Origin of the sequence: uncultured Veillonella sp., from assembly GCF_905209685.1 — a bacterium.
In the GTDB taxonomy this organism is placed as follows: Bacteria; Bacillota; Negativicutes; order Veillonellales; family Veillonellaceae; genus Veillonella.
The window spans coordinates 1-6,655 of sequence record NZ_CAJLUB010000101.1 but is presented as its reverse complement, the minus strand read 5'-3'; the positions used below and the strand labels follow the sequence as shown (position 1 = coordinate 6,655).

Here is a 6,655-nt window from a genome sequence, read left to right as displayed (position 1 = left end):
CCATGAACGTACTTTGACCAGTAGAAATATCATCACTAGCACCTACACGTGTAAAGATGCGATCCACTGGAGAAATAGATGCTTCACGGGCAGGAATAAAGGATCCTATTTGAGCCATAATCATCAAAATAGCAGCTTGACGCATATATGTTGATTTACCGGCCATATTAGGGCCGGTAATGAGCAAGAATTCCTCATCATCATGATTTAGAACGATATCATTTGGTACAAAAACTTCACGTTTCAAGAATTTTTCAATGACAGGATGACGACCATCCCGAATATTGATTTGGCCATTCATTACGATTGTAGGGCAAATATAATTCTCTTCATAGCCTACAAGTGCTAAGGAAGCTAATACATCAAGCTCAGCAAGAGCACGAGCTGTCTCTTGTACATCTTTTATAACGAGTTTAATATCATTTCGTAATTGTTGATATAGTTCATGTTCTAAGGCAATTATCTTGTCTTTAGCACTAAGAATTTTGATTTCAAACTCTTTTAATTCCGGTGTAATATAACGCTCTGCATTGGCTAAGGTTTGTTTTCGAATGAAATAATCCGGTACTTGTTCAGATTTACTATGAGATACTTCGAAATAGTAACCAAACACTTTATTATAGCCAGTTTTAATTTTAGATAAACCGGTAGCCTCTTTAATATCGGCTTCCATCTTGGCCAGCCATTGTTCGCTATTCGTAGCCAATGAACGTAGTTCATCTAAATCCGGATTAAAACCATCTTTAATAACTCGACCTTCTTTTAATGTCAGTGCAGGCTGATCAGCAATAGCACAACATAATAGGTCATATATATCTTTATGATCTTGAATACGATCATTGATAGAAGTTAATGATAAGCTCGCACATGTGCTTAATACATTTTTAATATCTGGCAAAACAGCTAGAGATTCACGAAGTGCTGTTAAGTCCCTTGGGGACACAGATCCAGTTTCTACACGTCCTACAATACGCTCAAAATCATAAATGCAGTCCAGTAAGCTACGGATATGGGAACGTTCTGCACCACGTGTAATCAGTTCTGCTACAGCTGCTTGTCTACGCTGAATTTGATTAACATCCGTCAATGGACTTTCGAGCCATTGTTTTAATAGACGAGCCCCCATTGGTGTCAATGTACGATCAAGTACATCAAGTAATGTACCTTTTTGACCACCGTCTCGTAGGTTATGAGTAATCTCTAAATGGCGCAAAGAAGATGTATCTAAAATTAAGCGATTTCCTACACTCAATTGATGAACATAGTTAATGTGAGAAATTTCAGACTTAATGATATCCTCTAAATATAAGAGCATATAGCCCAAAGCTTCCCATACATCCTCTTCCATGAGACCTAGATTACCAAAGTGAGTAACAGCCTTTTCCGCTACTTCGCGCTGTGTATGATATGTACTAAATGGAGATAATACAATATTACTGAATTGATTATCCATAAAGTCTTTTATATCTTGCGGTAATACTGTTCCCTCAGGCAATATAATTTCACTTGGACGATACATGCTGAGAGCATCAAACATATCACTTCGTTTTTCACAATCAGTAATGCGGTGCCAAATAACTTCCCCAGTAGATACATCAGAAAATACAAGTATCCATGCATCTTTTACCATATAAAATAACGATAAAAAGTTATTTGACCGTGCATCATTACCATTTTCAGTCATTACAGTCCCTGGTGTAATGACCTTAATAACGTCACGCTTAACGATGCCCTTAACGGCTTTAGGGTCTTCTAATTGTTCACAAATAGCAACCTTATAGCCTTTTTTTACCAAAGTTTCTATATAGCTTTCAGCAGCATGAAAAGGAACGCCACACATAGGTGTGCGTTCCTCATCTCCTGTTGGGCGACCGGTTAAGGTTATATTAAGTTCACGAGATGCAATTAATGCATCATCATTAAATAATTCATAAAAGTCACCTAACCGAAAGAACAGTAATTCTTCAGAATATCTAGATTTAATATCTAAATACTGCTCCATCATAGGTGTTTGCTTTTTTGCCATACTTACCCCTTTTGTATTGTACCGTAGCAAACCCAAGTTTGTGCTTTATCAATATATGCAGGTACAGTTTCGCCAATTGATAAAGAATCGTCTTTCGGGAATAACACCATTTTATTGCCCGATGTACGACCAAACCACATATCTTCATCACGAGGACTTGGCCCCTCTACAATAATATCAAACACTTGCCCTTCCATAGGTTTATTTAGTTCATAAGAGATTTCATTTTGTACGTCCATCAATGTTTGTAAACGTACACGTTTAACCTCTTCTGGAACTTGATCATCCATAGTCGCTGCTGGCGTACCAGAACGTTTAGAATAGATAAACGTATATGCCATATCATAACGAACATCTTTTAAGAGTTGTAAAGTAGCTTGGAAATCTTCCTCTGTTTCCCCTGGGAAGCCTACAATAATATCTGTAGTAACCACTACATCTTTAATTTTCTCACGACAGTACGACAATAATTCTTTATAATGCTCCACTGTATAATGACGGTTCATTTTCTTCAAAATACGGTCCGAACCAGATTGAATCGGTAAATGTAAATGAGTAACAATATTAGAAGAACGACCAAGGGCATCTATCATAGATTTAGTCATATCTTGAGGATGACTTGTCATATAGCGAATACGTTCAATACCTGGAATACCATCAAGAGCGTCCACTAATGTACCAAAATCAGTACCATCCTTAAAATCTAAGCCATAAGAGTTTACATTTTGCCCCAATAAAGTGATCTCTTTAAACCCTTTTGCTCCTAGTTCGGTTACCTCTTTTACGATGGCCTCTACAGGACGACTAATTTCTCTACCACGAACGTGAGGAACGATGCAGTACGTACAAAACTTATTGCATCCATTCATAATAGGTACCCATGCATAAAAGGTACCATTAGGTTTTGCTTCCAATTCTGGCAATACAGAATTATCCATATCCACATTGATTTGGTGTGTATGACCGCGTTGAACCTCTTCAATCATTTCATTAATATGTTGAATATTATGAGTACCTAATACAATATCAATATGTGGAGCCCGTTTAAACATTTCCGCTTGATTCTTCTGAGCCATACAACCTGTAACAGCAAGAATCAAGTTTTTGTTTTTACGCTTTAGTCTCATTAGCTCACCTATGCGGCCATAGACTTTAGTTTCTGCATTCTCACGCACTGCACAAGTATTTAATAATATTAAATCTGCAGTTTCTACATCCTCTGTAGGTGTATAGCCAACAGATTCTAACTGATGCGATAAGCGCTCAGAATCAGCAGTATTCATTTGACAACCATAGGTGTAAATATAATAAGACTTCATTCTAACTCCTATACTTTAACAATTTTACGTTTTGTTTCTATAATATTCTTAACTTTTATAGACATCCGTTCAATAGACATGCCTGTAATATACTCAATTTCATTTCGAACGGACTTTTGTACCTGTTGCATCAACGCTTTAACAGGATAACCATGTTCAATTACTACAGCCATATCTACAACTAGACCATTTTGACCTTTGTCACTTTTTTTGAAAGAAATGACACTTGATTCATCAACACCGACAACTTTTTTTAAGCCATTGCGAATCAATTTAATAATGACATCATCATCAAAGGTAAGTCGTCCATAATAACTGAAAGCAGGACGAACCACAGAACGTTCAAATCCTTCTGAACCAATTTGCCCCAATGTATCTTGGTCTTGTTTTTTTAATGTACGTCGACGCCACATAGTTTTGATTGGATCAATTAAGTACCCTCTAAAGTGAGGTTTCAATTCCATCGTTGGAACTGGAATAATATGTTTACCTTCTTTTAGACGAGCATGTTGTGCCTTTTCAATTTCTTTAGGTGTAGCAACGTCCTCAATACGAATATATCGATCAGGATCTTGCAAGCCTAATGCTTTCGTAATTTTTTTAACCATATTATCGGATGTACCAATAATCATAAGTTTATTAGGATTGATTTTATCTAATTGCTCACGTACTGATTTTACTTGCACTTCATCTTGGAAAATGGCACGACGAACAGCTTTTAATCGGCTAGATTCCTTCTTAGCAGAAAAACCAGCTACAATCTTATTATCGTGAATTAAAATGCCATCATCGATAATACATTCAATATTGTTTTCATGAGCAACTACGAGCGCACGATGGCTTTTACCAGTGCCACTACTACCTACAAATGCAATGACTTCCATAGTCAACCTCATTATTTATAACAAACTAATAAATTCTGATACATCTTCAGCGGATACCAAGTAATCGCCAAATTGATCTGGTGCTTTTCCCGGAATACCATGATAATCAGAACCACCTGTAATAAACAAGTTATGTTCTTTAGCTAATGCTTTATATCGTTTCACATCATCATCGTTATGTTTAGTATGGTAGACCTCCATACCATCAAAATCATAGGCTAACATTTCTACTACATATTCATCACTAGTTACCAATTTAGGATGAGCCATAACGGCAAGACCACCAGCTTTATGAATAATATCAATAATATATGGTACCTCAACCTTAACCTTAGGCACATAGCAAGGACTATCTTTTCTAAGAATATCTTTAAACACATCATTAATATCCTTAGCGTAGCCACCATCAATTAATAATTGACCAATATGTGGACGCCCATAAGCTTGTGTTTTAGGAAATTTTTTTAGTAATTCATCTTTCGATATAAAATATCCAGCATTATTACAACGTCTAATAATCTCATCGATTCGTTCTTCTCGTTTTGATTTAAAATATTCAATAAAATCTCTTAATTCTTTATTAGTTTCATCAAAACGATAGCCCAAAATATGAATCGATTTATCTTTATAATCGGCACTAAACTCACAACCATTAATAAATTTAATGGTTTTCTCTGGATCTAATTGTTCCTGAGCGGTACGCAATGCTTTAATACCATCGATTTCATCATGATCAGTCAAAGCCATCATAGATAGATTACAATCTAATGCATGACGTAATAATTCCTCTGGACTTTTGACTCCATCAGAATAGATAGAGTGCATGTGAAAATCTACAAGCATAGAGCACCTCCCATTACAAATATCCTATCTTTTAATTATGACTGATTTAGTCTATTAATTCAAGTTTAGAAAGAAAAATTGCGACCCTAATGAGTATTCACTAGAATCGCAATTTAATTATAAATCTTGAAGCAATTCAGTAACCTTAGTTGCTACAGAATCAATGGCACATGTAACGGCCTCTCCAGACTTACGAATTTGAATTTCTACTTCATTATTTTCAAGTGTATTTTTACTTACTGTAATACGAAGTGGATAACCAATTAAATCAGCATCCTTAAATTTTACACCAGCACGATCTTTACGGTCATCAAGTAACACATCTACACCTGCATTTTGTAATGCACTATAAATGGTTTGACTTGTGGACATCAAAGCTTCGTCTTTAGCATTAATAGGTACGATAACAGCTTCAAATGGTGCAATAGAGCGAGGCCAAATAATACCATTTTCATCGTGGTATTGTTCAATAGCTGCAGCTAATGTACGAGATACACCAATGCCATAACAGCCCATAATCATTGGATTAGGACGACCATTTTGGTCTAAGAATGTAGCTTGTAATGCTTCAGAATATTTTGTGCCTAATTTAAATACTTGTCCAACTTCAATACCTTTGGCATGTTCTAATGCACCACCACAAGTTGGGCAAACATCGTCATCTGTAATTAAACGAATTGGTGCAACAATAATATCTTCTACATTAAAGTCACGTTTAGGGTTGATATTAACATAGTGCGCATCTTTTTTATTGGCACCGCCACAAACATTGTAAGATTCCATAACAGATTCATCCACAACAATAGCAAACTCCTCTGTTTGTTTTAATCCTACTGGACTGATGAAGCCAGCTGTTAAGCCCACTTTTTCTAATTCTTCAGGTGTAGCCATTTCAGGTTCTACAGAACCCAAAACTGCATGTTGTACTGCCACTTCATTAACTTCATGATCACCACGAACAATTGCTAATACCACTTTACCATCAATGGAGAATACTACAGCTTTGATAGTTTTATGTAGTGGTAAGTTTAACATTTCCGCAACAGCTTCGATAGTACTAGCATTAGGAGTATCTACAACGGATAACTCTTGCAGTGCTTCTTCTTCCTGTTTCATAATACCAGGTTTACCAATTTCAATGTTTGCAGCATAGTCACATTTAGTGCAATATACAATATCAGCTTCACCAGCTTCAGCAATTGCCATAAATTCATGTGTTCCACTACCACCGATGGCACCACTATCAGCTTCTACAGGACGGAATGTAAGACCACAACGCGTAAAAATACGTGTATATGCATCATACATAGATTTATAAGATTCGTCTAAACCAGCTTCATCTACATCAAAAGAATATGCATCTTTCATAATAAATTCGCGACTACGCATCAAACCATAACGTGGACGACGTTCATCACGGAATTTACTTTGGATTTGATATAAATTTACTGGTAATTGACGATAGGAGTTAATCTCATTTTTTACAAGAGTTGTAATCATCTCTTCATGAGTTGGCCCTAAGCAGAATTCATTATCATGACGATCATTAATACGCATCATTTCTGCGCCATATGCGTTCCAAC

General features: G+C 36.2%; 5 protein-coding genes. All 5 read right to left on the bottom strand.

Translation table 11 applies throughout. The features are described 5' to 3' along the window. On the bottom strand, positions 1–2,026 hold a 2,026-nt coding region (gene mutS, locus QZ055_RS07300), incomplete at its 3' end, for a DNA mismatch repair protein MutS (RefSeq protein WP_295825680.1). A gap of 2 nt (positions 2,027–2,028) precedes the next feature. Then, the gene (gene miaB, locus QZ055_RS07295; protein ID WP_060924636.1) at positions 2,029–3,345 is read right to left on the bottom strand and encodes a tRNA (N6-isopentenyl adenosine(37)-C2)-methylthiotransferase MiaB; all 1,317 of its coding nucleotides are present in this window, start codon (positions 3,343–3,345) and stop codon (positions 2,029–2,031) included. An 8-nt stretch (positions 3,346–3,353) separates the two neighbouring features. After that, positions 3,354–4,229 carry an Asp23/Gls24 family envelope stress response protein gene (locus QZ055_RS07290; protein ID WP_295825675.1) on the bottom strand — a complete coding sequence of 292 codons (876 nt, stop codon included), beginning with the start codon at positions 4,227–4,229 and terminating at the stop codon, positions 3,354–3,356. A gap of 15 nt (positions 4,230–4,244) precedes the next feature. Further along, entirely contained in the window at positions 4,245–5,072 is an 828-nt protein-coding gene (locus QZ055_RS07285) for a PHP domain-containing protein (protein WP_295825672.1), read from the bottom strand. A gap of 117 nt (positions 5,073–5,189) precedes the next feature. Then, positions 5,190–6,655: proline--tRNA ligase (locus tag QZ055_RS07280; protein ID WP_295825669.1), on the bottom strand; the 1,466-nt coding region annotated here is incomplete at its 5' end.